Source organism: Mesorhizobium sp. M0983 (genome assembly GCF_040318975.1).
Lineage (GTDB): Bacteria > Pseudomonadota > Alphaproteobacteria > Rhizobiales > Rhizobiaceae > Mesorhizobium.
Map to the genome: position 1 here is coordinate 143,311 of NZ_JAMYNH010000004.1, position 25,921 is coordinate 169,231.

General features: G+C 61.7%; 22 protein-coding genes, 1 tRNA gene and 1 pseudogene. 19 read left to right on the forward strand and 5 right to left on the reverse strand.

Annotated elements, in window-relative coordinates; genetic code table 11:
* Positions 1-14: 14 nt before the first annotated feature.
* The 3 genes from NKH71_RS09820 to NKH71_RS09830 all read right to left on the reverse strand — a co-directional run bounded on the left by NKH71_RS09820 (position 15) and on the right by NKH71_RS09830 (position 2,659).
* Positions 15-464, reverse strand: coding sequence for a GFA family protein (locus NKH71_RS09820; RefSeq protein WP_352844905.1), 450 nt, complete (start codon positions 462-464; stop codon positions 15-17).
* Positions 465-483: 19 nt separating this feature from the next.
* Positions 484-1,371, reverse strand: coding sequence for a DMT family transporter (locus tag NKH71_RS09825; RefSeq protein WP_352643576.1), 888 nt, complete (start codon positions 1,369-1,371; stop codon positions 484-486).
* Positions 1,372-1,459: 88 nt separating this feature from the next.
* A complete protein-coding gene (locus NKH71_RS09830) occupies positions 1,460-2,659 on the reverse strand; it encodes a glycosyltransferase family 87 protein (protein WP_352894829.1) in 1,200 nt (399 codons plus the stop codon).
* Between the two features lie 300 nt (positions 2,660-2,959).
* On the opposite strand from NKH71_RS09830, the gene tuf reads away from it, so the two are divergent.
* The 17 genes and pseudogenes from tuf (at position 2,960) to NKH71_RS09915 (ending at position 23,235) form a co-directional block, all read left to right on the forward strand.
* Positions 2,960-4,135: an elongation factor Tu gene (gene tuf / locus NKH71_RS09835; RefSeq protein WP_127294065.1), complete on the forward strand. Its 1,176-nt coding sequence runs from the start codon at positions 2,960-2,962 to the stop codon at positions 4,133-4,135.
* A gap of 150 nt (positions 4,136-4,285) precedes the next feature.
* Positions 4,286-5,971, forward strand: coding sequence for a COG3904 family protein (locus NKH71_RS09840; protein WP_023721630.1), 1,686 nt, complete (start codon positions 4,286-4,288; stop codon positions 5,969-5,971).
* Between the two features lie 21 nt (positions 5,972-5,992).
* Positions 5,993-6,091 (forward strand): annotated as a pseudogene (locus NKH71_RS09845) (EF-Tu C-terminal domain-related protein); the annotation flags it as partial.
* Between the two features lie 328 nt (positions 6,092-6,419).
* Entirely contained in the window at positions 6,420-8,102 is a 1,683-nt protein-coding gene (locus tag NKH71_RS09850) for a COG3904 family protein (protein WP_502900351.1), read from the forward strand.
* Between the two features lie 105 nt (positions 8,103-8,207).
* The gene (locus NKH71_RS09855; protein WP_352792041.1) at positions 8,208-8,690 is read left to right on the forward strand and encodes a group II truncated hemoglobin; all 483 of its coding nucleotides are present in this window, start codon (positions 8,208-8,210) and stop codon (positions 8,688-8,690) included.
* 167 nt (positions 8,691-8,857) lie between these two features.
* Entirely contained in the window at positions 8,858-9,337 is a 480-nt protein-coding gene (locus NKH71_RS09860; protein ID WP_352894831.1) for a hypothetical protein, read from the forward strand.
* Between the two features lie 77 nt (positions 9,338-9,414).
* Positions 9,415-9,490: transfer RNA gene (locus NKH71_RS09865), tRNA-Trp, on the forward strand.
* Positions 9,491-9,856: 366 nt separating this feature from the next.
* Positions 9,857-10,060, forward strand: a complete 204-nt coding sequence (secE, locus tag NKH71_RS09870; protein WP_023721668.1) for a preprotein translocase subunit SecE — start codon at positions 9,857-9,859, stop codon at positions 10,058-10,060.
* A 27-nt stretch (positions 10,061-10,087) separates the two neighbouring features.
* Positions 10,088-10,615 carry a transcription termination/antitermination protein NusG gene (gene nusG / locus NKH71_RS09875; protein WP_006333333.1) on the forward strand — a complete coding sequence of 176 codons (528 nt, stop codon included), beginning with the start codon at positions 10,088-10,090 and terminating at the stop codon, positions 10,613-10,615.
* Positions 10,616-10,774: 159 nt separating this feature from the next.
* On the forward strand, positions 10,775-11,203 hold the full coding sequence (gene rplK / locus NKH71_RS09880; RefSeq protein WP_023680440.1) for a 50S ribosomal protein L11: 429 nt from the start codon (positions 10,775-10,777) through the stop codon (positions 11,201-11,203).
* Positions 11,204-11,207: 4 nt separating this feature from the next.
* On the forward strand, positions 11,208-11,906 hold the full coding sequence (gene rplA, locus NKH71_RS09885; RefSeq protein WP_352485033.1) for a 50S ribosomal protein L1: 699 nt from the start codon (positions 11,208-11,210) through the stop codon (positions 11,904-11,906).
* A 391-nt stretch (positions 11,907-12,297) separates the two neighbouring features.
* Positions 12,298-12,816: a 50S ribosomal protein L10 gene (rplJ, locus tag NKH71_RS09890; RefSeq protein WP_008875657.1), complete on the forward strand. Its 519-nt coding sequence runs from the start codon at positions 12,298-12,300 to the stop codon at positions 12,814-12,816.
* Positions 12,817-12,870: 54 nt separating this feature from the next.
* On the forward strand, positions 12,871-13,248 hold the full coding sequence (rplL, locus tag NKH71_RS09895) for a 50S ribosomal protein L7/L12 (RefSeq protein ID WP_023680442.1): 378 nt from the start codon (positions 12,871-12,873) through the stop codon (positions 13,246-13,248).
* A gap of 282 nt (positions 13,249-13,530) precedes the next feature.
* Positions 13,531-17,667, forward strand: coding sequence for a DNA-directed RNA polymerase subunit beta (rpoB, locus tag NKH71_RS09900; RefSeq protein WP_352496503.1), 4,137 nt, complete (start codon positions 13,531-13,533; stop codon positions 17,665-17,667).
* 131 nt (positions 17,668-17,798) lie between these two features.
* On the forward strand, positions 17,799-21,995 hold the full coding sequence (gene rpoC / locus NKH71_RS09905) for a DNA-directed RNA polymerase subunit beta' (RefSeq protein WP_352894832.1): 4,197 nt from the start codon (positions 17,799-17,801) through the stop codon (positions 21,993-21,995).
* Positions 21,996-22,078: 83 nt separating this feature from the next.
* Complete coding sequence (locus NKH71_RS09910) at positions 22,079-22,744, forward strand: O-methyltransferase (protein ID WP_352894833.1); 666 nt, start codon at positions 22,079-22,081, stop codon at positions 22,742-22,744.
* 38 nt (positions 22,745-22,782) lie between these two features.
* A complete protein-coding gene (locus tag NKH71_RS09915; protein ID WP_352894834.1) occupies positions 22,783-23,235 on the forward strand; it encodes a hypothetical protein in 453 nt (150 codons plus the stop codon).
* Here NKH71_RS09915 and NKH71_RS09920 read toward each other — a convergent pair.
* Both NKH71_RS09920 and NKH71_RS09925 read right to left on the reverse strand, forming a co-directional pair.
* The gene (locus NKH71_RS09920) at positions 23,192-24,121 is read right to left on the reverse strand and encodes a Gfo/Idh/MocA family protein (protein WP_352894836.1); all 930 of its coding nucleotides are present in this window, start codon (positions 24,119-24,121) and stop codon (positions 23,192-23,194) included. The genes NKH71_RS09915 and NKH71_RS09920 overlap by 44 nt on opposite strands.
* 124 nt (positions 24,122-24,245) lie before the next feature.
* Complete coding sequence (locus tag NKH71_RS09925; protein ID WP_023680447.1) at positions 24,246-24,527, reverse strand: transcriptional regulator; 282 nt, start codon at positions 24,525-24,527, stop codon at positions 24,246-24,248.
* A 462-nt stretch (positions 24,528-24,989) separates the two neighbouring features.
* On the opposite strand from NKH71_RS09925, the gene rpsL reads away from it, so the two are divergent.
* Both rpsL and rpsG read left to right on the forward strand, forming a co-directional pair.
* Positions 24,990-25,361: a 30S ribosomal protein S12 gene (rpsL, locus tag NKH71_RS09930; protein ID WP_006333356.1), complete on the forward strand. Its 372-nt coding sequence runs from the start codon at positions 24,990-24,992 to the stop codon at positions 25,359-25,361.
* A gap of 85 nt (positions 25,362-25,446) precedes the next feature.
* On the forward strand, positions 25,447-25,917 hold the full coding sequence (gene rpsG / locus NKH71_RS09935; RefSeq protein ID WP_008875664.1) for a 30S ribosomal protein S7: 471 nt from the start codon (positions 25,447-25,449) through the stop codon (positions 25,915-25,917).
* The last annotated feature ends 4 nt before the right edge of the window (positions 25,918-25,921 follow it).

The following is a 25,921-nucleotide window of genomic DNA, read 5'->3' on the forward strand; positions in this document are numbered from 1 at the left end:
TTTCTAACGGTCAGCTATTCGTCGGCATCTCCAGCGACCACGTGTTCTTCATATTGCGGCAGGTCGTCGGTGATCGTGAACCACTTCGCCTTGGAGCCGACAAAGATGTGCTGCGTCGGGCGGATGGTCGGCTCGTCGACCAGGGTTCCCATGGCGACATGCACGAAGGCACCGCCGCGGACCACCGAATAGAGCAACGAGCCGCAAGTCTTGCAGTGCGCGTTATGGCCGGTTTCGTCGCCGAAGATCATGAGATTGTCCTCGCCCCTGGTCAGGCTCAGCCTGTCGCGTTCGATGCCGGCGAATGGCTTGAACGCCGAACCGGTGGTGCGCCGGCAGTTCGAGCAGTGGCAGTTCGCGGCATAGATGAACGCGTCCGCCACCGCATACTGAACGGCGCCGCACAGGCACTTTCCGGTGAGCGTGCGGTTGCTTGCATGCTGGTTGCTTTCCGGGCTTGCCATGCGCTTCTCCACTTCCGCTCTAGGCGACGACAGTCAACCGGCGCTTGCGCTCGTCGAGCGAGACGATTGTCAACCCGCTGGCCACCACCAGCAGGATACCGCAGATGGCCAGCGCATTCGGGAGTTGCCGGAATACCACCAGGCCCGAAATCACCGCCCAGACGGTGAAGCAATAGTAGAACGGCGCCACCACGCTGGTCGGCCCGACGCGATAGGCCATGAAGATGAAGAAGTGGCCGAAGATCAGGAACAGTCCGGCCCCCGCCATCAGCAGCAGGTGATGGGTTTCAGGCACGACCCACTGCTCGGAAAGCAGATGCGCGACGCCGGCGCCGGCGAGCACCACGACCACCGCGGAAATGGCAACAACCATCCCCGGCACTTCGGCGGCGACCTTGCGTCCCGCCAGATCGCGTGCCGCGGACAGAGCGGCATTGCCTAGCGCCAGCAGGGCGTAGACCGAAATCCCCTGCATCGTCGGTTGTGCCACCATCACCGCGCCGATAAAGCCAAGGCCGATCAGCGCCAGCCGCACCCCGCCGATCCGTTCGCCAAACAGCATCGAGGAGCCGACCAGCATCAGCAACGGCGTGATCTGCCCGAGCGCGGTCGAATCGGCGATCTGCATGTTGGCGAGCGCCACCACGTAGCAAAGGATAGCACCCAGTTCGAGCAGGTTCCTGCGCAACACCTTCGCGTCGAGGATCAGCGGAATCTGCTTGCCATAGCCCAGCATGAACAGCAGCGGAATGCCCCACAATGTTGCCGCAGCGCCGCGCAGGAACAGCACCTCATAGGGCGGCAGTCCCGCGGTTGCGAGCTTCATCATCGTGTCGTTCACGATGTAGGACCCGGTCGAAACGACCATGAACAGCGGGCCTCGTATGGCAGTCGGGATGAAATGCATCGGCCGACGAAATCAGACCGGCGACACAGCGGCAATGGGCCAGCGGCAAGCGAACGGATTTCCAGCGGCAAGCGAACGGATTATGGCTTCAATTCACGTTGAGCGCTCCAGCCCGCGAAGCCAAGCGTGTCGGAAAAGCCTGCCATGCGCGGCCGACCACCAGGCCCAATACAAGCAGCGCCGAGAGAAAGGCGGTGGCCAGGTGGTCCGAGGGGCCCGAGACGAGCAGAATTCCGGCAGCGATCACGACAGCGCTTTCTTTCGCCGAAAATCCTGATTTTCCTAGAAACGCCAGCGGGATGGCAAGAGCCACGAAATCATAGATGAACGCGTAAGGCGAAGCGAGAATCGTCACGGTTGCGAGCGCTGCTGCCTTGACGTCGAACGCCACTTTTTGACGCCATATCCAGACAATGCCGGCGCTCAGAACTGCGATGAGCAGGCCCTGCGCGGTCCATGCGAGCGTCCAATTCCACCCAAGCGCGCGGACAAAACCGTAGAGGCTTTGAAGCTTGGAGAAGTCAGCCCTACCATCGACGAGAATGGTGCCGTTGACCTTGGCGGCGGCATCGAAGAAATCGGACCAAATCTCGGCGCCGAAGAGGCCGATGGAAAGCATGATCATGACGGTGGTGGAAACAGCGGCCCAACCGATCACTCGCCAAAAGCCTCCGGCGATGAGCGCAAGCGGGATCATCAGACCGAATTGCGGCTTATAGGTGAGCAGGCCGAAGCAGAGGCCGGCCAGCGCGGGGCGTTTTTCGATCGAGGCGATGGCTGCGCCAAGCAACGCAGCGGTAATGAAGCCGTTTTGGCCGACCACGGTATTCCAAAGCACGGGGGGCCAGGCCATGGCTGCCAGAATCGCAACGCGTGTGTTCCCGATCAGCCGTATGGCGGCGGCGTAGAGCGTTATCCCGGTCGCCATCCATGCAACCAATGCAGCCGGATAGGATAGCAACGCCAGTGCGGCGGTCACGATCAGGAAAGTCGGAGGATACTGCCATGAAAAATAGCCGTCGAAGGTAGCACCGCTTTCAGCGGTCGCGATGCTCTTGTGCAGGTCCCAATTATAGGCATCGGCGGCACGGCCTTGCAGGACAAGCTTGCCAGCCCCCCAGAATGCGATGAAGTCGGTCGCCAGCGGCCGCCCGTTTTCGTCGAACAGCCAGCTGCCGATCAATATCGAAATGCCAAGCACGCCGATGTAAGTGCAGATCAAGCCGCATATGGCCAGATAGATCAGACGTTGCAGGTTCTGCCCTGTCGCGATGGTGGCAATCCGCATGATGCTCATTTACCCGCAAGTGCCCAGGCGCCATTCTGCTCCAGTGTCATTAAGCCAGTCTCATTAAGGGAGTGTCATTAAGGGTTTGTGGCGCCTCCGGCCTTGGGTCGTGCCCATCTTACATTTCCGTCTTGCCATTCCCATATCGGCCACATCCCCTAAATCGGATCATGGGTTCGAACCGAGTGAGCCGCGCTCAGCCACAAGGCACTTGTGTTTTTCGGCCTTAGTCGCTAATCGCCCCGCATTCGACTGAACTGAAGGTCCAGGCCGTCCTTAGGCCGTCCAAGGAAAGAGACTATGGCAAAAGGTAAATTCGAGCGCACTAAGCCTCATGTGAACATTGGCACGATTGGTCACGTCGACCACGGCAAGACGTCGCTGACGGCGGCGATCACCAAGTATTTTGGCGAATACAAGCGCTACGACCAGATCGATGCGGCGCCGGAAGAGAAGGCGCGCGGCATCACCATTTCGACGGCACACGTCGAATACGAGACGGCTGCCCGCCACTATGCCCATGTCGACTGCCCCGGCCACGCCGATTATGTGAAGAACATGATCACCGGTGCCGCGCAGATGGACGGCGCGATCCTGGTCGTGTCGGCCGCCGACGGCCCGATGCCGCAGACCCGCGAGCACATCCTTTTGGCCCGCCAGGTCGGCGTGCCGTCGATCGTGGTGTTCTTGAACAAGGTCGACCAGGTCGACGACGCCGAGCTGCTCGAGCTGGTCGAGCTCGAGGTGCGTGAGCTTTTGACCAAGAACGAGTTCCCCGGCGACGACATTCCGATCGTCAAGGGTTCGGCGCTTGCCGCACTTGAAGATTCTGACAAGAAGATCGGCGAGGACGCGATCCGCGAATTGATGGCGGCGGTCGATGCCTACATCCCGACGCCGGTTCGTCCGCTCGACAAGCCGTTCCTGATGCCGATCGAGGACGTGTTCTCGATTTCGGGCCGCGGCACGGTGGTGACCGGCCGCGTCGAGCGCGGCGTCGTCAAGGTCGGCGAGGAGCTGGAGATCATCGGCATCCGTCCGACCACCAAGACGACCTGCACGGGCGTCGAGATGTTCCGCAAGCTGCTCGACCAGGGCCAGGCCGGCGACAACATCGGCGCGCTGTTGCGCGGTGTCGACCGTGAAGGCGTCGAGCGCGGCCAGGTTCTGGCCAAGCCCGGCACCGTCAAGCCGCACAAGAAGTTCGTCGCCGAAGCCTACATCCTGACCAAGGACGAGGGCGGCCGTCACACGCCGTTCTTCACCAACTACCGTCCGCAGTTCTATTTCCGCACGACGGACGTGACCGGCATCGTGTCGCTGCCGGAAGGCACCGAGATGGTGATGCCGGGCGACAACATCACCGTCGATGTCGAGCTGATCGTGCCGATCGCCATGGAAGAGAAGCTGCGCTTCGCCATCCGTGAAGGCGGCCGCACCGTCGGTGCCGGCATCGTCGTCACCATCAAAGAGTAATCAACGCCGGCGTTGCCGGTCGAGATCGAATGCGAAAGGGCGGTCTTCGGGCCGCCTTTTTGATTCGAATAGATTAACCGCCTTGCTTCAAATCCTGTTGCAAGCGCCTCTGCCGTAACTAGTATAGGTTGCATCGAGGGGGCTGCCCGAATGGTTCCATGGCGCCGTTTGCATAGTCAGGCATTGTGGTCGTTAGGGCTGATCTGCCTGGTGTCGTTGCTCGCCTTGGGCCACGCTGCCTTCGCAGCCGATGCCAAGAAATCCACGCCGGAAAAATCCACGCCGGATCTCGGCCCGACGATGCGGTTCGTTGTCGTCCGCAGCAGCGCGCCGGGCTGCGAGCCGACCTGTCCGGAATGGATATCGGCGGAAGGCTCGATAGAAGCCGGCACGCCGGCCCTGTTCAAACGCACGCTGAAGGCGCTTGGCGGCCGAAAGCTGCCGATCGTCGTCGATTCCCCCGGCGGCAATGTCGAAGCGGCGCTGACACTTGGTCGCCTGATCCGCAAGAACAAGCTCGATATCGCCGTCGGCAAAACCCGGTTCGTCGGCTGTCTGCCAGATGTGAAAAACTGCAAGGAAAAGGACGGCAAGGGCGCCCGTTATTTCGGCAATGCCTATGCCGACGGCGCCATCTGCAATTCCGCCTGTCCGTTGATGTTTTCCGGTGGCATCCGGCGCGTGGTCGGGGAATGGGCCTTTCTCGGCGTCCATCAGATCACCACGACCTATATCCGGACGAAATTGCTGTACCGCACCACCTACCGCGTGGTGAAGGGTAAGAAGAAGATCCTCAGCACCAAGGTCGTCAGCCGGAAGAACGCCGGCAGCTACAAGACCTACGAGATGAACAAGCCGCTGGAGCGGAAGCTGGCGGCCTATCTGAAGGAGATGGGCGTCGGCCTGGGCGTGCTCGAGACCATGAAAGGCACGCCGGCCAGCAGCATCCAGCAACTGGTTCCCTACGACATGCTGCAAATGAATCTCGTCACCAGCTTGGATGCCGTCGACCTGCTGACCGCGCCAACCCTATGCAAATCCGATCCGTTGCCGGCGAGTTGTAGGGAGCTGCCGGCGCCGGCGAATGTCGCGAAGCCGGCCGGCGAAGTGGTGGCGAACGCCGAGCCTGCACCCGCAGGGCACGAAACCACGCGGCCGAAGGAGGCCGCAGACATGCGCTTCGTCCTGGTCCGCGGCAGCAATCCGCTTTGCAATCCCAACTGCCCGGAATGGATCTCGGCCGAAGGCACAATTACCGCCGACACGCCCGAAAAACTGCGCCAACTGCTGGACGGCGTCGGCGACCGGCGTCTGCCCATCGTCATCAACTCGCCGGGTGGTGATGTGCTCGGTGCTTTGGCGGCCGGAAGGCTGATCCGCGAACGCAAGCTCGACGTCACCGTGGCGCGGACAGATTTCATTGGCTGCGAACCGCGGCAGGCCGACTGCACGGCCGAAGACGGCGTCTATAACGGACTGACGGTCGATGCTGGCGGCGCGTGCGGCTCGGCCTGTCCGATCATGCTCGCCGGCGGTGTCAAACGCCTCGTCGGCCCGCGTGCACAGTTGAGCGTGCATTCGGTAGGGCAGGAGCAAAAGGTCAAGGCCTATCTCGAGGACATGGCCATCGGCCCCGGTCTGTTTACCGCAATTCAGCTGAATTCAGTCGAACGGCAGCTCGAACTCGACAGGATGCTGAAATACGGGCTGACAACCGGGCATCAATCGGCAGACGAATTGACAGGCCCCGGCATCTGCAGATCGGAGCCACAGCCCGAGAACTGCCGCGAAGCCTCGGGCGCCAAGGCTCAGGCCAGCACGCCGGTCAAATCGTAAGGCGGGCTTGATAGCTGCGAGCTGATCGTGCCGATCGCCATGGAAGAGAAGCTGCGCTTCGCCATCCGTGAAGGCGGCCGCACCGTCGGTGCTGGCGTCGTCGTCACCATTATAGAGTGATCGGCGCCGGCATTGCCGGTCGATGCGAAAGGGCGGTCTTCGGGCCGCCTTTTTCGCTTACTGACTCGAGGCAGAACAATCTTGCGCGGGTGTTTCAAAGCTATTGCAACCACCATTGCCGCAACTATTATAGGTTGCATCAAGGGGGCTTTTGCCAAGCGTGGTTTCGGGACGCCGTTTAGATAGCGTGGCAAGGTGGTGGCGCGGGCTGCTGGTTATTGCCATGGCGATGGCTGCCTTCGCCGCAAAGGCCGAGGATGTCTTCCCGAAATGGTCCGATCCGACGACTTGGACCGATCCGAAGCTATTATCCGATGATCTCTCGCCGATGCGATTCGTCGTCGTGCGCAGCAACGCGACCGGCTGCGAGTCTAACTGTCCGGAATGGATTTCGGCAGAAGGCGCCATCGAAGCGGGCACGCCAGCGCAGTTCAAGCGCATATTGAAGACGCTCGGCCGCCGCAAACTGCCGATCATCGTCAATTCCCCGGGCGGCAATGTCGATGCTGCGCTCCAGCTTGGTCGAATAATCCGCAAAAACAAGCTCGATATCGCCGTCGGTACGACCAAGTTTTCCGATTGTTGGCCCGGGATGAAAGATTGCCGGGCCAATGACGGCAAGGGCGCAGCATATTTCGGCATTGCGTCTGACGGGGGTGCCATGTGCAACTCCGCATGTCCGCTGATGTTTGCCGGAGGCGTCGGACGCGTGGTCGGCGGTTGGGCCTATCTAGGCGTCCATCAGATCACTACGACCTATTTCCGCACAACACGGCACTATCGAACCACCTATCGAGTTGTGCGGGGCAAAAAATATAGGATCACCACAGAAACCATCACTCAAGACAATGCCGGCTACAAGACCTATGAGATGAGCAAGGCGCTTGAGAGGAAACTTTCGGCCTATCTCAGGGACATGGGTGTCGGACGGGGCGTAATCGACAGAATGAAGGCCACGCCCGCCAGCGACATCCGGCAGATCGCCCTCGACGACATGCTGACGATGAAGCTGATCACCAGCAGGGACTCCCTCGACATACTTACGCAGGCGGGCATATGCCAGCGGAGTCCTGCGCCGCCGAACTGCAGGGAGGTCCCTGCGAATGCCAAGCCGGCCAAGGTGGCAGCAATCGAAGCGAAGGCCGGACCGTCTCAGCCGGCTCAAGTCCCACTTTCTCACCTGGCCAAGGAGGCACCTGCTCAGCCGGTCGAGGCAGTGCCAGGAAACGAGGCGCCGGACAAGGGCTTCATACTCGTTCGCGGCAGCGATCCGATGTGCGAGCCCCACTGCCCGGAATGGATGTGGGCTCGGCCGCTCGTGGCAGTGCCGGGGAACGGGGCACCCGAGATGCGCTTCGTTGTGGTTCGCCGCAGCAATTCGTCCTGCAATCCCGACTGCCCGGAATGGATCTCGGCACAAGGCATAATCACGAGCCAAACCCCGCAGAAGCTGGGCCAGTTGCTCGCTACGCTTGGCAGCCGGCGGCTGCCTATAGTGGTGAGCTCGCGAGGCGGCGACTTGTTCAGCGCTCTGGCGATGGGGCGACTTATCCGTGAAAAGAAGCTCGACGTCGCCGTTGCCCGTACCGATTTCGTTGGCTGCGACCCGGAAGAGTGGAATTGCTTGGCCAAAGATGGCGCCTATGCCGGAGTGGCCAGCGATGCGAAAGGCGACTGCGATTCGGCCTGCGCGCTGATGCTGGCTGGGGGCGTCAGGCGGCTTGTCGGTCCACGGGCGCTACTCAGCCTTTACCTGATGGGACAAGCCCAGCTGATCAAGGCTTACCTTGACGAGATGGCAATCAACCGTGATCTGTTCATGACGCTTCAGCGCATTTCGGTCGAGCGTCAGCTCGAACCTGACGTGATGCTGAGGGCCGGACTGACGACTGGGCCGCAATCAGTGGACGAGCTGACCGGTGCCACCCTGTGCAGATCGGTGCCGAAGCCTGACAATTGCCGCGTGGTGCTCTCGCCCAATGCGCAGGCCGAGGCGCCCGCCAAATTGTAGGGGCGCGTCGGTTTCGGAAGCTGGCCATCGAGACAGGTTGAGCGATGCTGGATGTTTCCGCTATCGTCCGGCGTGGTAGAAGACCAGCCAGGCGAGGGATCGCAAATGAGCCAGGACGTCCCGACATTGTTCGAATGGGCCGGCGGCACCGAAGCGCTGAACCGCCTGACCCAGACCTTCTACGACAACGTCTCTCGGGATCCCATTGTCGGGCCGGTGTTCAAGCATATGTCGGCGGACCATCCGGCCCACGTCGCGGCCTTCATCGGCGAAGTTTTCGGTGGACCGAAAGCCTACAGCGAAAAGCATGGCGGCCATCGCGAGATGGTGATGCATCATCTTGGCAAGCATCTGACCGAGGAGCAGCGCCGGCGCTGGATCAATCTCCTCGCCGACGCCGCCGACGAGATCGGGCTGCCTGACGATCCCGAATTCCGCTCGGCCTTCATGGCCTATATCGAATGGGGATCGCGGCTGGCCAAGATGAACTCCAACAAAGGTCCGACCTGCGATCCCGAGGCGGAACCAATGCCGGTCTGGGGTTGGGGCGTGCCGGGCGGCCCCTACAAGCCGCCTTCGGGAAACTGACCGGGCGTGAATCGGTCGAAAACCCTGCCGGCCAGGAAAACGGGTGGCTATGGAGGTCTCGGTCCTCCAGGCTAACGGTTTAAAGTCGCCGTCGACTGGCGGGGCCTCACTGAAAACCGGAGACTTTGCGATGAGATCGGAAGGCAAGAAAAATTCAGGCAGCACCTTTGACGGCAACCGCGGAACCCGAAACCCGTTCCGGTGTCATGGATGTCCCCACTCCCGACGACGAGGAGGTGTCGGCGTTCGCCGCCGGCGTAAAACTGGAGGGAGCTGCAAGCGATGAAAACGCCGAAGCCTGGGGCACCGAAAGCGACGGCGACCGCAACGACACCATCGAAGGCAGGTGGTCCAGCCGATGGAACGGCGGTGCCGACCCCACGATTCCAGGCGATAGCAAGGGTAAATGGAAGTCTGGCCGGGGCGAGCTGACGACGGCGGGAGAGAGAGTTTACCTACTGTTCGATTGGCATGATGGCGTGCGCAAGGGGCTCATTGATGCGCGGCGCGTCAGTGCGAAAGGGCTGGTTGGAAAATATATCAATCTGACCGACCCACAAATCGTGCGTCCCTGGGTCGGTTTGGTCGTCAGCAATCAACGGATCGACGGGAAATGGCCGGGAGGACGCCTCGACTTTCGAAGATGAAGGCTGGGCAGCGCACACCGCTCTTTACAGAGCGCGCGGAAGCTTTTAGGAAGCGCCTGCTGCGCCGACATGCGCATACGGGCATAGCTCAGTTGGTAGAGCGGCGGTCTCCAAAACCGCAGGTCGTAGGTTCGAGCCCTGCTGCCCGTGCCATTCCTACGAATGGATACCTAAAAAACGATTCTTTTGCAGCGCAGCCTTTGAAAACCGGCTTGTGACTTGCCATATAGCATAAGTTGCGGCATAAGGGCCGCATAGCCGGGACGGGACGACTGGATGGTTCCGAGGCGGCGTTTGGTCATAAAGCGGACACTTGCCACTTGCGTGGATCAAGAATCGGTTTTATGTAGACGAAACAGACACGCGACGCGTGGAGCTGGGAAGCCGGCTTTACGCGTCTGATTTGCATGGGCGAAATGATTGCGCTGATTCGGCGCGAACGCACGCTCAAGCGGCACGTCCCGGCCAGCGGGATCATCCAGGAGACCCGGCCAACGGGTCTTGCAGACAGAGCGGCATATGGCTTCGAAAACCACAAATCCTTTCACCTTTCTCCAGCAGGTTCGCGCGGAGACTGCCAAGGTCACTTGGCCGTCGCGGCGCGAAACGGTGATCTCGACGGTGATGGTCCTTGTGTTCGCGGTCATCGCGATGATCTTTTTCTTTACCGCAGACGTGGCCATGGGCTTTGCGGTCGAAAAAATCCTCGGCCTCGGACAGTAAGTCCGGCGATTACGGAGAAGTCTTAAAATGACCGCGCGGTGGTACATCGTCCACGCCTACTCGAACTTTGAAAAGAAGGTCGCCGAGGACATCGAGAACAAGGCCAAGCAGAAGGGCCTGTCCGCCGACATCGAGCAGATCGTGGTGCCGACCGAGAAGGTCGTCGAGATCCGCCGCGGCCGCAAGGTCGATGCCGAGCGCAAGTTCTTTCCGGGCTATGTGCTGTTGAAGGCCAATCTGACCGATGCCGTGTTCTCGCTCGTCAAGAACACGCCGAAGGTCACCGGGTTCCTGGGCGACTCCAAGCCGGTGCCGATCACCGAAGCCGAAGCCCAGCGTATCCTGAACCAGGTTCAGGAAGGCGTCGAGCGGCCGAAGCCGTCGGTGACGTTCGAGATCGGCGAAGCGATCCGCGTTTCGGATGGACCATTCGCGTCGTTCAACGGTTTCGTCCAGGAAGTGGACGAGGAGCGGGCGCGGCTCAAGGTGGAAGTATCGATCTTCGGGCGCGCCGTGCCGGTCGATCTGGAATTCGGACAGGTCGAGAAGGGCTGATCCGAAATCCCTGCACCGGTTTCGGCGGCAGGGAAGGCGGCGCGGAGATCGCGCGGCCAAAACGGGTGGGAGGCGAATGCGGCTTTAGCCGGCCGCGCGGACCGCACCACCAGACTGCAACCGCCGGCAAGACCGGCATGAGAAAAGGCAGGAAGAGAGATGGCTAAGAAAATTGCAGGCCAGCTCAAGCTCCAGGTTTCCGCGGGATCGGCGACGCCGTCGCCCCCGATCGGCCCGGCGCTTGGTCAGCGTGGCATCAACATCATGGAGTTCTGCAAGGCGTTCAACGCGCAGACCCAGGAAATGGAAAAGGGCTCGCCGGTTCCGGTCGTCATCACCTACTACCAGGACAAGTCGTTCACCTTCGTCATGAAGACGCCGCCGGTGAGCTACTTCCTGAAGAAGGCCGCGAACCTGAAGTCGGGCTCGAAGGAGCCGGGCAAGGTCAAGGCCGGCACGATCGGCCGCGACAAGGTGCGCGCCATCGCCGAGCAGAAGATGAAGGATCTGAACGCAAACGACGTCGAGGCGGCCATGCGCATGGTCGAGGGCTCCGCCCGCTCGATGGGTCTGGAAGTGGTGGGCTGAGATCATGGCAAAGATTGCAAAGCGTGTATCGCAGACCCGCGAAGGCATCGATCCCAACAAGGCTTACGCTTTGGGTGAGGCGCTGAAGCTGCTCAAGGATCGCTCCTCGGTGAAGTTCGACGAGACCATCGAAGTCGCGATGAACCTCGGCGTCGACCCCCGCCATGCCGACCAGATGGTCCGCGGCGTGGTCAACCTGCCGAACGGCACCGGCCGCAGCGTTCGCGTCGCCGTGTTCGCGCGCGGTGACAAGGCCGAGGAGGCCAAGGCCGCCGGCGCCGACATCGTCGGAGCCGAGGATCTGGTCGACATCGTCCAGAAGGGCACGATCGACTTCGACCGCTGCATCGCCACGCCGGACATGATGCCGCTGGTCGGCCGTCTCGGCAAGGTGCTCGGCCCGCGCGGCATGATGCCGAACCCGAAGGTCGGCACCGTCACCACCGACGTGGCCGCCGCCGTGAAGGCATCGAAGGGCGGCGCCGTCGAGTTCCGCGTCGAGAAGGCCGGCATCGTTCATGCCGGCGTCGGCAAGGTCTCGTTCGACGTCAAGGCGCTGGAAGAGAACGTCCGCGCCTTCGCCGATGCGGTGACCAGGGCAAAGCCGGCTGGTGCCAAGGGCAATTACGTCAAGAAGGTGTCGGTCACCTCGACGATGGGCCCGGGCCTCAAGCTCGACGTCTCGACGCTCGCAGCGTCCTGATACGAACAATTGGATCGGCCGCTAAGACGCTGATCCGTGAAAGAATTCCGGGCCTCCGACCTGTCGGCGGCCCGGTACCGGAAGTCGAAAGGCTTCCGGACATCCTGTCCGAGATTGCAGGCGGCCCCCAAGCCTTAGGTGATGTGGGCCTTAATTCATGTGGGCCTGCATGAGACGGGTGAAGACCGGACAAAGGAGCGAACGCTCCAATGAAAGGTTCGAACCGTGTTTGCCTTTTGTCTGCGCACCGTCCGGCTTGCCGGCAGGTGTGGCGAAAGGGGGCAGGATCCTCGAGCGTCGTTCGGGAGATCCGTTACTGGATGGCCCGGCCGGCAAAAGGCAACCCGACGCCTGTCCTTCGTAGAGGGCAGGGGTCAACTGGAGATAGGCAGTGGACAGAGCGGAAAAACGCGAACTCGTCACGGGCCTGAATGATGCGTTCTCAAGCGCTGGTTCAGTCGTCGTGGCCCACTACGCCGGTATCACCGTCGCGCAAATGAACGACCTTCGGTCGAAAATGCGCGCCGCCGGTGGCACCGTCAAAGTCGCGAAGAACCGTCTCGCCAAAATCGCTCTTCAGGGCACGGACTCCGCATCGATCATCGAGCTGTTCAAGGGACAGACGCTGATCGCCTATTCGGAGGATCCGATTGCGGCGCCGAAGGTCGCGTCCGATTTCGCCAAGGGAAATGACAAGCTCGTCATTCTCGGCGGCGCAATGGGCACCACCTCGCTCAACGCCGACGGTGTGAAGGCACTCGCCACACTTCCGTCGCTCGATGAGCTGCGCGCCAGGCTGGTTGGCATGATCGCCACGCCGGCAACCCGGATCGCCCAGATCGTCAATGCGCCTGCGGCTTCGGTCGCGCGCGTCATCGGCGCTTACGCCCGGAAGGACGAGGCGGCATGAGGCCGTTCCTCGCTATCACAAACACACGTTCGAACCTTATGAAGGAACATTGCAATGGCTGATCTGGCAAAGATCGTAGACGACCTTTCGAAGCTGACCGTCCTCGAGGCGGCCGAGCTGTCGAAGCTTCTTGAAGAAAAGTGGGGCGTTTCCGCCGCTGCTCCGGTGGCGGTTGCCGCTGCTGGCGGCGCCGCGGCCGCTGCTGCTCCGGTCGAGGAAAAGACGGAATTCGACGTCGTCCTCACCGAAGCAGGCGCTCAGAAGATCAACGTCATCAAGGAAGTTCGCGCCATCACCGGTCTTGGCCTCAAGGAAGCCAAGGACCTGGTCGAGGCGGCTCCGAAGCCGGTCAAGGAAGCCGTTTCCAAGGCCGACGCGGACAAGTTCAAGGCCCAGCTGGAAGCAGCCGGCGCCAAGGTCGAACTGAAGTAAGCGTTGAGTACCGGCGGACGGCGGCGCGCCGTCCGCCACTCCCTTCACGTCGAGGGGAGGCTCATGGCGCGAAGAGTGCGAAAACCTCTTTCCTGAGGGCCGCAAACCGGCCTTCAGGAAACGGGTTTTCTCCCGTTTCTGGCCCACCGCCAATTGGTGGTGGGTGAAAAGACAAGAAGCCGCCGACAGGCGGCGGGCAACAAGACAGGGCCGCCGAGGTGGCCCGAGATGCAAGGCGAGCCGCGGCGAGGCTCGTCCCGAGAATTGAGCTAAGGAGCGACGATGGCCCAGACCCAGACTTTCAATGGCCGCAGACGCGTACGCAAATTTTTCGGAAAGATCCCGGAAGTTGCGGAGATGCCGAACCTGATCGAGGTTCAGAAGGCATCCTATGACCAGTTCCTGATGGTGGAGGAGCCCAAGGGTGGGCGTCCTGACGAGGGGCTGCAGGCAGTTTTCAAGTCGGTCTTCCCGATTTCCGATTTTTCCGGCTCCTCGATGCTGGAATTCGTGAAGTACGAGTTCGAAGGACCCAAATTCGACGTTGACGAATGCCGCCAGCGCGACCTGACCTATGCGGCGCCGCTCAAGGTGACGCTGCGCCTCATCGTGTTCGATATCGACGAGGATACCGGCGCGAAGTCGATCAAGGACATCAAGGAGCAGGACGTCTACATGGGCGACATGCCGCTCATGACCTTGAACGGCACCTTCATCGTCAACGGCACCGAGCGCGTCATCGTCTCGCAGATGCACCGTTCGCCGGGCGTCTTTTTCGACCATGACAAGGGCAAGTCGCACTCGTCCGGCAAGCTTCTGTTTGCCGCGCGGGTCATTCCCTATCGCGGCTCGTGGCTCGACATCGAGTTCGATAGCAAGGACGTCGTGCACGCCCGTATCGACCGCCGCCGCAAGATTCCGGTGACGTCGCTGCTGATGGCGCTCGGCATGGACGGCGAAGAGATCCTGTCGACCTTCTACAACAAAATCACCTACAAGCGCGCCGGCGACCATTGGCGCATTCCTTTCAACGTCGAGCGTTTCCGCGGCCTCAAGGCCGTTGGTGACCTGGTTGACGCCGACACCGGCGAGGTCGTCGTCGAGGCCGGCAAGAAGATCACTGCCCGCCAGGCCAGGGCGCTTGGCGAAAAAGGTCTTAAGGCGATCAAGGCGACCGACGAGGATCTGCTCGGCAACTACCTTGCCGAGGACATCGTCAACTATGGCACCGGCGAGATTTTCCTCGAAGCCGGCGACGAGATCGATGAAAAGACGCTGAAAGTGCTTCTCGGCACCGGCGATGACGAGATCAAGGTTCTCGACATCGATCACGTCAATGTCGGCGCTTATATCCGCAACACGCTCAACGTCGACAAAAACGAGAGCCGCCAGGACGCGCTGTTCGACATCTACCGCGTCATGCGCCCCGGTGAGCCGCCGACGCTCGAGACCGCCGAAGCCATGTTCAACTCGCTGTTTTTCGACAGCGAGCGCTATGATCTTTCTGCCGTCGGCCGCGTCAAGATGAACATGCGCCTCGAACTCAAGGCCGAGGATACCGTGCGCGTGCTGCGCAAGGACGACATCCTGGCCGTGGTCAAGACGCTGGTCGAACTGCGCGACGGCAAGGGCGAGATCGACGACATCGACAATCTCGGCAACCGCCGCGTGCGCTCGGTCGGCGAGCTGATGGAGAACCAGTACCGCGTCGGCCTGCTGCGCATGGAGCGCGCGATCAAGGAACGTATGTCCTCGATCGAGATCGACACGGTGATGCCGCAGGACCTGATCAACGCCAAGCCGGCGGCTGCCGCCGTGCGCGAGTTCTTCGGTTCCTCGCAGCTGTCGCAGTTCATGGATCAGACCAACCCGCTGTCGGAGATCACCCACAAGCGCCGCCTGTCGGCGCTTGGACCGGGCGGCCTGACCCGCGAGCGTGCCGGGTTCGAGGTGCGCGACGTGCACCCAACGCATTACGGCCGCATCTGCCCGATCGAGACGCCGGAAGGCCCGAATATCGGCCTGATCAACTCGCTTGCGACCTTCGCGCGTGTCAACAAATACGGCTTCATCGAGAGCCCGTACCGCAAGATCGTCAACGGCAAGCTGACCAATGAGGTCGTCTACCTGTCGGCTATGGAAGAGGCCAAGCACCACGTCGCGCAGGCCAATGCCGAGCTCGACAAGAATGGTCATTTCGTCGACGAATTCGTCATTTGCCGTAACGCCGGCGAAGTGATGATGGCGCCGCGCGAAAACGTCGATCTGATGGACGTGTCGCCGAAGCAGATGGTGTCGGTGGCCGCGGCCCTGATTCCGTTCCTTGAGAACGACGACGCCAACCGCGCGCTGATGGGCTCGAACATGCAGCGTCAGGCCGTGCCGCTGGTGCGCGCCGAAGCGCCGTTCGTCGGCACCGGCATGGAGCCGATCGTCGCCCGTGACTCGGGCGCCGCCATCGGCGCCCGCCGCGGCGGCATCGTCGACCAGGTGGACGCGACGCGTATCGTCATCCGCGCCACGGAAGATCTCGATCCCGGCAAGTCCGGCGTCGATATCTACCGGCTGATGAAGTTCCAGCGTTCGAACCAGAACACCTGCATCAACCAGCGTCCGCTGGTGCGCATGGGCGACCGGGTCAACAAGGGCGACATCATCGCCGACGGCCCGTCGACCGAGCTCGGTGATCTGGCCCTCGGCCGCAACGTGCTGGTCGCGTTCATGCCGTGGAATGGCTACAACTACGAGGATTCCATCCTCTTGTCCGAGCGCATCGTCGCCGACGACGTCTTCACCTCGATCCACATCGAGGAGTTCGAAGTCATGGCCCGCGACACCAAGCTCGGGCCGGAGGAGATCACGCGCGATATCCCGAACGTCTCGGAAGAAGCGCTGAAGAACCTCGATGAGGCCGGCATCGTCTACATTGGTGCGGAAGTGCAGCCGGGCGACATCCTGGTCGGCAAGATCACGCCGAAGGGCGAAAGCCCGATGACGCCGGAAGAAAAGCTGCTGCGCGCCATCTTCGGTGAAAAGGCCTCGGACGTGCGCGATACCTCCATGCGCATGCCTCCGGGAACCTTCGGCACCGTCGTCGAAGTGCGCGTCTTCAACCGCCACGGTGTCGAGAAGGACGAGCGCGCCATGGCGATCGAGCGCGAGGAGATCGAACGCCTCGCCAAGGACCGCGACGACGAGCAGGCGATCCTCGACCGTAACGTCTATTCGCGCCTTTCCGACGTTCTCGTCGGCAAGGAGGCGATTGCCGGGCCGAAGGGCTTCAAGAAGGGCTCGAAGCTGTCGAAGGACACGCTCGACGAGTATCCGCGTTCGCAGTGGTGGCAGTTTGCCGTGGAGAACGAAAAGCTCCAGAGCGAACTGGAAGCCCTGCGTGGCCAGTACGACGATTCCAAGAAGGCGCTCGAGCAGCGCTTCATGGACAAGGTCGAGAAGGTGCAGCGCGGCGACGAGATGCCTCCGGGCGTCATGAAGATGGTCAAGGTCTTCGTGGCCGTGAAGCGCAAGATGCAGCCCGGCGACAAGATGGCCGGCCGGCACGGCAACAAGGGTGTCGTGTCGCGGATCGTTCCGGTCGAGGACATGCCTTTCCTCGAGGACGGCACGCATGCCGACATCGTGCTCAACCCGCTGGGTGTGCCGAGCCGCATGAATGTCGGCCAGATCCTGGAAACGCATCTGGGCTGGGCTTGCGCCGGAATGGGCAAGAAGATCGGCGATCTGATCGATGCGTACAAGACGGCGGGCGACATCAAGCCGCTGCGCAAGACGCTTGAGAGCTTCATGCCGGCCAATGACCGCAACGAGCCGGTCCGCGAATATGACGACGAGAGCATCGTTCGCCTCAGCGAGCAGATGCGCCGCGGCGTCTCCATCGCGACACCGGTGTTCGACGGCGCGCACGAGGCCGACATCAACATCATGCTGGAGCAGGCGGGCCTGCACACCAGCGGTCAGTCGCAGCTCTATGACGGACGCACCGGCGAACCGTTCGATCGCAAAGTGACGATGGGCTACATATATATGCTCAAGCTTCACCACCTTGTGGACGACAAGATCCACGCGCGTTCGATCGGGCCGTACTCGCTCGTTACCCAGCAGCCGCTGGGCGGCAAGGCGCAGTTCGGTGGCCAGCGCTTTGGCGAGATGGAGGTCTGGGCGCTTGAAGCGTACGGCGCCGCCTACACGCTGCAGGAGATGCTGACGGTGAAGTCGGATGACGTCGCCGGCCGCACCAAGGTCTACGAGGCGATCGTCAGAGGCGACGACACATTCGAGGCCGGCATCCCCGAGAGCTTCAACGTTCTCGTTAAGGAAATGCGGTCTCTCGGCCTCAATGTCGAGTTGGAGAACACCAAGCTCGACGACAACCCGATCCGGCTGCCCGACGCGGCCGAGTAAGCAAGACGTCCGGCCGCGGCCTTCCCGCGACCGGACGCACCAAATTCTCGGCCGATGGCCGATCAAGTCGGCGGGCGTTTGGCCCGCGCTAGATGCAAGGGGTTTTCGAGGACCCCGAAAAGGAGAACGGCATGAACCAAGAGGTCATGAATCTCTTCAACCCCCAGGCGCCTGCGCAGGTGTTCGATTCCATCCGGATCTCGCTTGCCAGCCCTGAGAAGATTCTGTCCTGGTCATTCGGCGAGATCAAGAAGCCGGAGACCATCAACTACCGCACCTTCAAGCCGGAGCGTGACGGCCTGTTCTGCGCGCGCATTTTTGGTCCGATCAAGGACTATGAGTGCCTGTGCGGCAAGTACAAGCGCATGAAGTACAAGGGCGTCATCTGCGAGAAGTGCGGCGTCGAAGTCACGCTGTCGCGCGTCCGCCGCGAGCGCATGGGCCATATCGAGCTGGCGGCACCGGTCGCCCACATCTGGTTCCTGAAGTCGCTGCCGTCGCGCATCGGCACGCTGCTCGACATGACCCTGAAGGACATCGAGCGGGTCCTTTACTTCGAGAACTACATCGTCACCGAACCCGGCCTCACCGCGCTGAAGGAGCACCAGCTGCTCAGCGAGGAAGAGTACATGATGGCCGTCGACGAATATGGCGAGGATAGTTTCACCGCCATGATCGGCGCCGAGGCGATCCACGACCTGCTGGCCGGCATGGACCTCGAGAAGATCGCCGGCGATCTGCGTTCGGAACTGGCTTCGACCACCTCCGCGCTCAAGCAGAAGAAGTATCTGAAGCGTCTCAAGGTCGTCGAGAACTTCATGGAATCCGGCAACCGTCCGGAATGGATGATCATGAAGGTGGTTCCGGTGATCCCGCCGGATCTGCGTCCGCTTGTCCCGCTGGACGGCGGCCGTTTCGCTACGTCGGATCTGAACGACCTCTACCGCCGCGTCATCAACCGCAACAACCGCTTGAAGCGGCTGATCGAGCTGCGCGCGCCCGGCATCATCGTGCGCAATGAAAAGCGCATGCTGCAGGAAGCCGTCGATGCGCTGTTCGACAATGGCCGCCGCGGCCGCGTCATCACCGGCGCCAACAAGCGTCCGCTGAAGTCGCTGTCCGACATGTTGAAGGGCAAGCAGGGCCGGTTCCGCCAGAACCTGCTCGGCAAGCGCGTCGACTATTCCGGCCGCTCGGTCATCGTCACCGGTCCCGAGCTCAAGCTGCACCAGTGCGGCCTGCCGAAGAAGATGGCGCTCGAGCTGTTTAAGCCCTTCATCTACGCCCGTCTCGACGCCAAGGGTTACTCCTCGACCGTCAAGCAGGCGAAGAAGCTGGTCGAAAAGGAGCGTCCGGAGGTCTGGGATATCCTCGACGAGGTCATCCGCGAGCATCCGGTGCTGTTGAACCGCGCGCCGACGCTGCACCGCCTCGGCATCCAGGCGTTCGAGCCGATCCTGATCGAAGGCAAGGCGATCCAGCTTCACCCGCTGGTCTGCACGGCCTTCAACGCCGACTTCGACGGCGACCAGATGGCGGTCCACGTGCCGCTGTCACTGGAAGCGCAGCTCGAGGCTCGCGTGCTGATGATGTCGACCAACAACATCCTGCACCCGGCTTCCGGCGCGCCGATCATCGTCCCGTCGCAGGACATGGTTCTCGGTCTCTACTATCTGTCGATCGTCAACCAGAACGAGCCGGGCGAGGGCATGGTGTTTGCCGATATGGGCGAGCTCCAGCATGCGCTCGAGACCAAGGCGGTAACGCTGCATTCCAAGATCAAGGGGCGCTTCCGCACGGTCGACGCCGACGGTAAGGTCGTATCGAAGATCCACGACACCACGCCTGGCCGCATGATCATCGGCGAGCTGCTGCCGAAGAACGTCAACGTGCCCTACGAGACCGCCAACCAGGAGATGACCAAGAAGAACATCTCCAAGATGATCGACACCGTCTACCGCCATTGCGGTCAGAAGGAGACGGTCATTTTCTGCGATCGCATCATGGCTCTCGGCTTCAGCCACGCCTGCCGTGCCGGCATTTCGTTCGGCAAGGACGACATGCTGATCCCGGATGCCAAGATCAAGCTGGTGTCCGACACCGAGGCTTTGGCCAAGGAATACGAGCAGCAGTACAATGACGGCCTGATCACCCAGGGCGAGAAGTACAACAAGGTCGTCGACGCCTGGGCCAAGTGCTCGGAAAAGGTCGCCGACGAAATGATGGCCCGCATCAAGGCGGTCGAGTTCGAGGACAACGGCCGTCAGAAGCCGATGAACTCGATCTACATGATGTCGCACTCCGGTGCGCGCGGCTCGCCCACCCAGATGCGCCAGCTCGCCGGCATGCGCGGCCTGATGGCCAAGCCTAGCGGTGAAATCATTGAGACGCCGATCATCTCGAACTTCAAGGAAGGCCTGACCGTGCTCGAGTACTTCAACTCGACCCACGGCGCCCGCAAGGGTCTGGCCGACACCGCCTTGAAGACGGCGAACTCGGGTTACCTGACGCGTCGTCTTGTCGACGTGGCGCAGGACTGCATCGTCAACTCGCTCGACTGCGGCACCGACAAGGGCCTCACCATGCAGCCGATCGTCGATGCCGGTCAGGTCGTCGCTTCGGTTGGTCAGCGCGTTCTCGGCCGCACCTCGCTCGACGATATCACTCACCCGGTCACCGGCGAGGTTCTGGTCAAGGCCGGAACGCTGATGGACGAGCGTGACGTGGAACTGATCGAAAAGGCCGGTGTGCAGTCTGTCCGCATCCGTTCGGCGCTAACCTGCGAGGTCAGGGTCGGCGTTTGCGCGGTCTGTTACGGACGCGATCTGGCCCGCGGCACGCCTGTCAACCAGGGCGAGGCTGTCGGCGTCATCGCGGCGCAGTCGATTGGCGAGCCGGGCACCCAGCTCACCATGCGTACCTTCCACATGGGCGGCACGGCGCAGGTGGTGGATTCCTCGTTCCTTGAAGCCTCGTACGAGGGCAAGGTCGAGATCCGCAACCGCAACGTGGTGCGCAACTCCGACGGCCAGCTGATGGTCATGGGTCGCAACATGGCGGTGCTGATCCTCGACGAGGCCGGCAAGGAACGCGCCACGCACCGCGTCACCTACGGTTCGCGCATCTTCGTCGACGATGGCGACAAGGTGAAGCGCGGCCAGCGTATTGCCGAGTGGGATCCCTATACCCGCCCGGTCCTCACCGAAATCGAGGGCAGGGTGGCGTTCGAAGATCTGGTCGATGGCATTTCCGTTCAGGAAACCGCCGACGAATCGACCGGCATCACCAAGCGCGAGGTCATCGACTGGCGTTCGACGCCACGCGGCAACGACCTCAAGCCGGCGATCGTCGTCCAGGATGCCAAGGGCAAGGTCGGCAAGCTGTCGAAGGGTGGCGACGCCCGCTTCCTGCTCTCGGTCGAGGCCATTCTTTCGGTCGAGCCCGGCGCACAGGTTCGCCCCGGCGACGTGCTGGCGCGTATTCCGATGGAAAGCGCCAAGACCAAGGACATCACCGGCGGTCTGCCGCGTGTGGCCGAACTGTTCGAGGCACGCCGTCCGAAGGATCACGCCATCATCGCCGAGATCGATGGCACGATCCGCTTCGGTCGCGACTACAAGAACAAGCGCCGCATCATCATCGAGCCGCATGACTCGACGCTTGAGCCGGTCGAATACCTGATCCCGAAGGGCAAGCCGTTCCATCTCCAGGACGGCGACGTCATCGAGAAGGGCGACTATATCCTCGACGGCAATCCGGCGCCGCACGACATCCTGGCGATCAAGGGCGTGGAGGCGCTTGCCTCCTACCTCGTCAACGAGATCCAGGAGGTCTACCGCCTGCAGGGCGTGTCGATCAACGACAAGCACATCGAGGTGATCGTTCGCCAGATGCTGCAGAAGGTCGAGATCACCACGCAGGGCGATTCGACCTACATTCCGGGCGACCACGTCGACGTGATCGAACTGGAAGAGGTCAACGAGCGCCTGGTCGAGGAGGGCAAGAAGCCGGCCGAAGGCCAGCCGGTGCTGCTGGGCATCACCAAGGCCTCGCTGCAGACGCCGTCCTTCATCTCCGCCGCCTCCTTCCAGGAGACGACGAGGGTGCTGACCGAAGCTGCGGTTGCCGGCAAGACCGACATGCTGCAGGGGCTGAAGGAAAACGTCATCGTCGGCCGGCTCATCCCGGCCGGCACCGGCGGCACGATGAGCCAGATCCGGCGCATCGCCACTTCGCGCGACGAGTTGATCATCGACGAGCGCCGCAAGGCGTCCGGCGTCGAGGTCGCCGAGCCGATGCTGACCGACATGGTTACCGCCGCGCAGTAAGCGCGCAAGTAAGAGAAGATAGAAAAGGGGCCCAAGTGGCCCCTTTTCGCATTGTGGTTCCCCATCGGATCGGAGGACAACGGATGAGCAGGAGGATCTGGGCTTCTGTCGACGGCTACATTGTCGAGGCTCTTTTCGAGGCGGATCCCGCCCTCGATGCCGTTCTGGCGGCCAACCATGACCACGGCCTACCGCCGATCGATGTTTCCCCGGCACAAGGCAAGCTGCTGTCACTTCTTGCGCGAATGCAGGGAGCGAAGAAGGTACTCGAAATCGGCACGTTGGGCGGCTACTCGACAATCTGGATGGCGCGAGCGTTGCCCGTGGACGGCAAGGTCGTGACGCTCGAGCTTGATCCGCACCACGCCAGTGTCGCGCGGTCGAACTTTGAACGGGCAGGGGTATCTGACCGCGTGGAACTGCGGGTCGGACCGGCGCTTCAATCGCTTGCCGCGTTAGGCGCCGAGAATGCCGGGCCGTTCGACTTCATCTTCATCGACGCCGACAAGCCGAACAACCAGCACTATCTGTCCTGGGCGATGCGTCTTTCGAGGCCGGGGACTGTCATCGTCTGCGACAATGTCATCCGTGACGGCGCGGTGGTGAACGAAGATGGCCGCGACGCCAATGTCGAAGGGGCACGCGCGGCATTCTCGTTCATTGGCAGCGACAAGCGTCTGCAAGGTACCGCGATCCAGGCTGTTGGCGCCAAGGGCTATGACGGCTTTGCAATAGCGATCGTCAGTTGAAGCTGCCACCGGCGGCTGGCTTTTTAAGGAATCGGCAATTGAACGAGGCGACCATCTGGGAATTGATCAACACTGGCCGAGATCGTATGAGCTTTGGGCAGCGAAGGCTTTGGGACCTGATCAAGATCGATCCGGAAGAATGGCTGCATCACTCTCCTGCTGGGAGTGATCATCGCATCTGGGTCGTAGCGTTGATCGGCCGGAGCGTGATTTCTTACAATGACATTGAAGGTGGTTTCGGCCGCTCAAATTTCATTCGATATGGAGAAATCACCGAGCTTGGCTGGGGGCAGGCCGATCTCGAGGTGGCGGTTCAACATGTCATGAGCGAACTTGAACAAGGACACCGGACGGCTCCCGTTGCTTCTGCGCCTCGTCCGGGAGAATTCCTGGACCGCAAGCCAAAGATGATCCGTAACATTCAAGGTCGCTCTACCGGGGTCAGTGTCAGTCAAAAAAAGCTTCGACCACATTGCGCTTGCCGAGCATGAAGGCGTCGGCGACGTGCTGGAGCGGCGCGAGGTCGACGTCGGAAACGCCGGCGCGCACGATCTCGGCGAAGCGCTTGTAGAGCATCGGATATTCGGCTTCCGGCTCCTCGTGAACGACGCGGCCATCGATGGCGAGCTTTGAGCCGCCGCCAGAAAGCGCCATCGATCCGGCCTCGGTATCGGCCATGATGTCCCAGCTTTGCGGCCCGGTCTGGCGCCAGTCGAGTTCCATCGTCACCGGCAGACCGTTCGAAGTACGGAAGACGATATGGGCGGCGATCGGGGCCGCGCGGTTTTCGGGGAAATCGAGCTCTGCCGAACTGATGAACATCGGTGGCAGGATGTGGGTGGCGATCGACAGCGCGTTGATGCCGGGATCGAAGACGCCAAAGCCGCCGGGAGCCCAGATCCATTCCTGATTCGGATGCCAGCGGCGCACGTCTTCCTTCCAGTTGATGGCGGCCGACCTGATCGTAGTCGAGCTGAGGAATGTACGCGCTGCTTCGACGGCCGGCGCATAGCGCGAGTGCCAGCTGGCGAACAGGCAGACGCCGTTCGCCACCGCCAGCGCTTTCAAATCCTCGACCTCGCTGACCGTGGCGCCGGGCGGCTTTTCCAGGAAGACATGCTTTTTCGCCGCCAGCGCCGTGCGCGCGGCGTCGTAGCGAAACTGCGGCGGCATGCATAGCGACACCGCCTCGAGTTCGGGCGTTGCGTCGAGCATCGCCTCGATCGTCGGGAAGTTCGGGATGTCCTCCACTTTGCCATGGCGGCTGGCTGCGGCAACCAGGCGATAACCCTGGTCCTTCGCCAGCGCCGGCAGATGCTGGTCGCGGACGATCTTTCCCACGCCGACGATGCCGAGCTTGATGGGATTAGAGGACATGGGAACTCCGTAGGTTGAGTGTGCTTGGTTTTGCCAGAGGTCGTTTCTTAGCAGAGAAGTTGTGGCGGGCAAGTCGCCGGGCTTTTGTCGCCGGCTCGTGAGATCGACCGCGATTCAGATCTCTTCAGATCGGCACATCGAACGTCACGATCGACACTTCGCCTTCGAGCGCGCCCTGATAGGCGGACAGATGCGGTTCCTCGTCGGGCACGCCGTCCATGTCGCCGATCTGGTCGAGCTCGGCCTCGGCATAACCTTCCGCGGCAAGCGATTCGAGAGCGCGGCGCACAGCCGAATCGTCGTCCGGCGCGACCAGCATCACATGCACGCCTTCCGGCTTGCCGCCTTTGCGCTTCCACACCCGGCCGGTAATAATGGTGACCGGGCGCTCCTCATTGTCATTCACGGGTTCGTACCTCCGGGCGAGGGGGTTTGGGCTGTTCATGACGCCTTTTCGCACGAAGCATGGCCCGGAAACAGCCGCAAGCCGGTCACTTTCTGCCTTCCTCTTGAAAAACGGCGCAAGAAAATTACATGCATTTTTCGCATGGCTGCCACGCCTCGGTTTCAGCGCAATATTTGCCGCTCCGGGGTTGACGGACAGTGGCCATACGAGTAGAAGCCGCCCAGTCAGAACCGATGTGAGGCTCTTGCTTCCGAAGCGACACGCTTTGGAGTTTGCCTCAAACAGGGTTCGTTTTACGAGCGAAAAGACATTTCCGGCGTGCATGAAGCGGCTTCCGCTTCCTCTGCCATTTGTTCGGGCAAGACCGCGAGGCGCGGTTTGTGGCCCGAATTTGCGTATGGAAATGACGCTTTGAGCGGCCCTGACCGGGCGAGACACGGAATTGAGAGACAAGAGGGTTTAATGCCTACCGTCAACCAGCTGATCCGCAAGCCGCGCATTGCGCCGGTGAAGCGCAACAAGGTCCCGGCCATGCAGCAGAACCCGCAGAAGCGGGGCGTCTGCACGCGCGTCTATACCACGACGCCGAAGAAGCCGAACTCGGCGCTGCGCAAGGTGGCCAAGATCCGCCTGACCAATGGTTTTGAAGTGATCGGTTACATCCCCGGCGAAGGCCATAACCTTCAGGAGCACTCGGTGGTGATGATCCGCGGCGGTCGCGTCAAGGATCTTCCGGGCGTCCGTTACCACATCATCCGCGGCGTGCTCGACACGCAAGGCGTGAAGAACCGCAAGCAGCGCCGTTCGAAATACGGCGCCAAGCGTCCGAAGTGACCGAAGCGTAGCCAAGGTCGTTCCGGGCGGCGTCAAGCGACGATCCGGGATCCAGGCCACCGCGTAGAATTGAGGCAGAGAAAAAATGTCCCGTCGTCACAGTGCAGAAAAGCGTGAGATCAATCCGGACCCGAAGTTCGGCGATCTGATCGTCACCAAGTTCATGAACGCCGTCATGTATGACGGCAAGAAGTCGGTTGCCGAGACCATCGTCTACGGCGCGCTCGACCAGGTCCAGTCCAAGACCAAGCAGGAGCCGGTCACCGTCTTCCATCAGGCGCTCGACAATGTCGCGCCGCATGTGGAAGTGCGTTCGCGCCGCGTCGGCGGCGCCACTTACCAGGTTCCGGTCGACGTGCGCCCCGAGCGCCGTCAGGCATTGGCCATCCGCTGGCTGATCGCCGCCGCCCGCAACCGCAACGAGACCACTATGGTCGACCGCCTCTCCGGCGAGCTGATGGACGCGGCCAACAACCGCGGCACCGCCGTCAAGAAGCGTGAAGATACCCACAAGATGGCAGAAGCCAACCGCGCTTTCGCGCACTACCGCTGGTAAAGCG

Coding starts and splice junctions, on each gene's coding strand:
- rplK (WP_023680440.1), top strand. CDS start 10,775: ATGGCTAAGAAAATTGCAGGCCAGCTCAAGCTCCAGGTTTCCGCGGGA.
- rpsL (WP_006333356.1), top strand. CDS start 24,990: ATGCCTACCGTCAACCAGCTGATCCGCAAGCCGCGCATTGCGCCGGTG.
- NKH71_RS09825 (WP_352643576.1), bottom strand. CDS start 1,371: ATGCATTTCATCCCGACTGCCATACGAGGCCCGCTGTTCATGGTCGTT.
- NKH71_RS09840 (WP_023721630.1), top strand. CDS start 4,286: ATGGTTCCATGGCGCCGTTTGCATAGTCAGGCATTGTGGTCGTTAGGG.
- NKH71_RS09855 (WP_352792041.1), top strand. CDS start 8,208: ATGAGCCAGGACGTCCCGACATTGTTCGAATGGGCCGGCGGCACCGAA.
- rplA (WP_352485033.1), top strand. CDS start 11,208: ATGGCAAAGATTGCAAAGCGTGTATCGCAGACCCGCGAAGGCATCGAT.
- nusG (WP_006333333.1), top strand. CDS start 10,088: ATGACCGCGCGGTGGTACATCGTCCACGCCTACTCGAACTTTGAAAAG.
- NKH71_RS09850 (WP_502900351.1), top strand. CDS start 6,420: ATGCGATTCGTCGTCGTGCGCAGCAACGCGACCGGCTGCGAGTCTAAC.
- NKH71_RS09920 (WP_352894836.1), bottom strand. CDS start 24,121: ATGTCCTCTAATCCCATCAAGCTCGGCATCGTCGGCGTGGGAAAGATC.
- tuf (WP_127294065.1), top strand. CDS start 2,960: ATGGCAAAAGGTAAATTCGAGCGCACTAAGCCTCATGTGAACATTGGC.
- rplL (WP_023680442.1), top strand. CDS start 12,871: ATGGCTGATCTGGCAAAGATCGTAGACGACCTTTCGAAGCTGACCGTC.
- rpoB (WP_352496503.1), top strand. CDS start 13,531: ATGGCCCAGACCCAGACTTTCAATGGCCGCAGACGCGTACGCAAATTT.
- rpoC (WP_352894832.1), top strand. CDS start 17,799: ATGAACCAAGAGGTCATGAATCTCTTCAACCCCCAGGCGCCTGCGCAG.
- NKH71_RS09910 (WP_352894833.1), top strand. CDS start 22,079: ATGAGCAGGAGGATCTGGGCTTCTGTCGACGGCTACATTGTCGAGGCT.
- rpsG (WP_008875664.1), top strand. CDS start 25,447: ATGTCCCGTCGTCACAGTGCAGAAAAGCGTGAGATCAATCCGGACCCG.
- NKH71_RS09830 (WP_352894829.1), bottom strand. CDS start 2,659: ATGCGGATTGCCACCATCGCGACAGGGCAGAACCTGCAACGTCTGATC.
- secE (WP_023721668.1), top strand. CDS start 9,857: ATGGCTTCGAAAACCACAAATCCTTTCACCTTTCTCCAGCAGGTTCGC.
- NKH71_RS09820 (WP_352844905.1), bottom strand. CDS start 464: ATGGCAAGCCCGGAAAGCAACCAGCATGCAAGCAACCGCACGCTCACC.